Source organism: Leptotrichia sp. oral taxon 879 str. F0557 (genome assembly GCF_000469385.1).
GTDB classification, from domain to species: Bacteria; Fusobacteriota; Fusobacteriia; order Fusobacteriales; family Leptotrichiaceae; genus Leptotrichia; species Leptotrichia mesophila.
Map to the genome: position 1 here is coordinate 82379 of NZ_KI271317.1, position 1653 is coordinate 84031.

Annotated in this window: 3 protein-coding genes; 2 read left to right on the plus strand and 1 reads right to left on the minus strand. The window is 29.9% G+C overall.

Features of this window, described 5'->3' with window-relative positions; translation table 11 throughout:
• Positions 1–295 precede the first annotated feature (295 nt).
• Positions 296–496 carry a hypothetical protein gene (locus HMPREF1552_RS05125; RefSeq protein ID WP_021744037.1) on the minus strand — a complete coding sequence of 67 codons (201 nt, stop codon included), beginning with the start codon at positions 494–496 and terminating at the stop codon, positions 296–298.
• Between the two features lie 300 nt (positions 497–796).
• Here HMPREF1552_RS05125 and HMPREF1552_RS12175 point away from each other — a divergent pair, with 300 nt between their 5' ends.
• Both HMPREF1552_RS12175 and HMPREF1552_RS13015 read left to right on the plus strand, forming a co-directional pair.
• Positions 797–958, plus strand: a complete 162-nt coding sequence (locus HMPREF1552_RS12175) for a hypothetical protein (protein WP_021744039.1) — start codon at positions 797–799, stop codon at positions 956–958.
• Positions 959–1246: 288 nt separating this feature from the next.
• On the plus strand, positions 1247–1405 hold the full coding sequence (locus HMPREF1552_RS13015) for a transposase (protein WP_021744041.1): 159 nt from the start codon (positions 1247–1249) through the stop codon (positions 1403–1405).
• Positions 1406–1653 lie beyond the last annotated feature (248 nt).

Consider the following 1653-nt stretch of genomic DNA (forward strand, 5'->3'; position numbering starts at 1 on the left):
ATATCAAAAAATAATTTTAAATATCTTCTTACATTTAATGATATATCTCCTTACTGCTTTTATAAATTCCTCTACTCCTCCTGCTATATTGATTATGTAGTATCTTCTATGTTTCTGTTTTTTCCCGTCTGCTTCCGTGGCTAAAATTGATGCACCTATCCCTGCTTCTTCCCTATCTTCCTTATGATTTCTTTTTGAGTTTCTATTGCGTCTATTGTGACTATATATCCTTTTATTGAGATTTTATCAAGCTGACGTAATATCGCTTTTATCTTATTCTCTTTTCCTTCAGTTGCTACTTGTGAGAGTATGTCTCATCTTCTTTTGAATATGAAGATACTATATCTAATGGGCTATTGTTTTTATTTCTCATCCTGTTCAAAGATTTTTCGTCAATGTTCAATATCCTTCTTATTTTTTTATCTTCTCCTAAAATTTTTAGTTCCATCCTTTTTGTCAAAAGAACTTCTGTAACTTCAGACTCTATTGTAGTCATGATCCTTTGAATAGTATCGTGTGAAAGAAAGCTCCAAGTATCTTTTTAATGCTTTAAGATACAGTTTTTCAAATTCTTCACTTTCTTCCCAATATTCAACATTTGTAAGCATAACAAAAAGAGTAATCACAATAATGTTACATAATTTGTGTTTTATTTTTAAAGTCTGTCGTTTGTATATACTAACAATTCTTTTAGATTTTGGTTATCTTCTGACATTTTTAGCATCTTTAATGATATTATGCCTCTTTTATAGTATTATGTTTTTGCCAAAAGAACATAAGAAAGAAATTTGTATTTATGCAAAATAATTTTACCACATTTAGACCAGAAATAAAAGGAGTAAAAATAGAAAAAGTTGTACTTGTCTGTAATACCTATCATGTATACGGAACAAGATATGATATAAGACTGAACTACTGTAACAGAAGAATGAATCTGACTACAGGACTGTTAATGTAAGCAGCCTATGTTACAGAAATAGGAGAGTTATACTTCATATAGAAAAGCAGAAACAGGAACTGTATAATCTCAAATGAAGTGAAGGATGGCATAAGAAGGAAGCATTCAGAAATAAAGTCATTCACTCAGATAAGAAGAGAAGAAAATATAAGCATATCAACTGTCATGAGGATATTTCATGACATTGAAGTTCAAAAAAGGAAACTGGACTATGAGAACGTCTATCTTGATGAATTTAAAGGTAATAAAAATATTAATTGGTAATATATGATACAAACCATGTCCTGATTGAACCGGAAATCATCAACTATAAGAAAATTACTGCTCTGTCATTCAAACAGAATAAAGAAAGTTGGAATGAAAATGTTCATACAGTTTAGAAATACAGTATACTCCTATCTTCCACATACTGATATTGTGGCAGACAAGTATCATGTCATAAGGTAGGCGAACTAGATGATAAGGGATAAAGGAATACATTAAGTTGATAGAAACATTATCAAACAGGAAAAAAGAAATTAAGTAATAGACCTGTTCGATAACCTATAGTTCAGAATTAGAAATTGCACAAATTAACGAAAATCTCAGGGCAAATTTTCTTCTCTTGTTTTTATATCGTGTAGACACTATCCTAAATTTCGTGATATGCCTGTTCACATGTTCTATGTAAATTCTACGTCTTGAAATAATTGAAT